This window comes from Actinocorallia lasiicapitis (genome assembly GCF_054778695.1).
In genome coordinates this window covers 1-1,104 of the sequence record NZ_BAAGZI010000766.1, presented here as the reverse complement: position 1 = coordinate 1,104, position 1,104 = coordinate 1, and the positions used below count along the sequence as shown (strand labels likewise).

General features: G+C 73.5%; 1 protein-coding gene. It reads left to right on the top strand.

All coding sequences use genetic code 11. The features are described 5' to 3' along the window. On the top strand, positions 1 to 1,104 hold a 1,104-nt coding region (gene murD / locus ACYVE7_RS34460), incomplete at both ends, for a UDP-N-acetylmuramoyl-L-alanine--D-glutamate ligase (RefSeq protein ID WP_460370822.1).

Sequence of the window (1,104 nt, the reverse complement as noted above, 5' to 3'; positions counted from 1 at the left end):
GGCTCGGCGACGGCGACACGCTGCCCGACGGCACCGAGCTCGTCGTCACCTCGCCGGGCTGGCGGCCGGACGTGCCGCTGCTCGCGGCCGCCGCCGAGGCAGGGATCGAGATCATCGGCGAGGTCGAGCTGGCGTGGCGGCTGCGCCCCGCCGAAGACCCCGCGCCCTGGCTGGCGCTGACCGGCACCAACGGCAAGACGACCGTGGTCCGGATGCTGACCTCGATCCTGCGGACCGCCGGCTACGACGCGGTCGCCGTCGGGAACGTCGGGGAGCCGATCGTCGAGGCGGTGCTGGCCGGGCATGACGTGCTGGCCGTCGAGCTGTCGTCGTTCCAGCTCCACTGGTCGTCCAGCCTGCGGCCGCACGCGGCCGTCATCCTCAACCTCGCGCCCGACCACCTCGACTGGCACGGCTCCCTCGAGGAGTACGGCGCCGCCAAGGCGAAGATCTTCGGCGAGGGGACGGTCCGGGTCTGCAACGTCGACGATCCCGCGACGGTCGCGCTGGCCGGCGGCGACGCGATCGGCTTCACGCTTCAGTCGCCGCTGCCGGGCGAGTTCGGCGTCGTGGAGAACCTCCTCGTCGACCGCGCGTTCACCGGCGACCCCGTCCGGGAAGCGGCGGAACTCGCCGAATTGCGGGACATCATCCCCTTCGCCCCTCACAACGTCGCCAACGCCCTCGCCGCCGCCGCCCTGGCCCGCTCCTTCGGGGTTCCCGCGGAGGAGATCAGGGCGGGCCTGGCGGCCTTCCAGCCCGATCCGCACCGGATCGCGACCGTCGCCGAACTCGACGGCGTCACCTATGTCGACGACTCCAAGGCGACCAACCCGCACGCGGCCGCCGCGTCGCTGGCCGCCTACGAGCACATCGTCTGGGTGGCGGGCGGGCTGCTGAAGGGCGCCGACATCGACGACGTCGTCCGCGACGCCGCGCCCCGGCTGCGCGCCGCCGTCCTGATCGGCGCGGACCGCGCGCAGATCGCCGAAGCACTCGCGCGACACGCGCCGAATGTCCCTGTGGTGGATGTGGCGGCGGCGGACACTGGTGCGATGGATCTCGTGGTGACCGAAGCGGCCCGGCTGGCGCGGCCGGGCGACA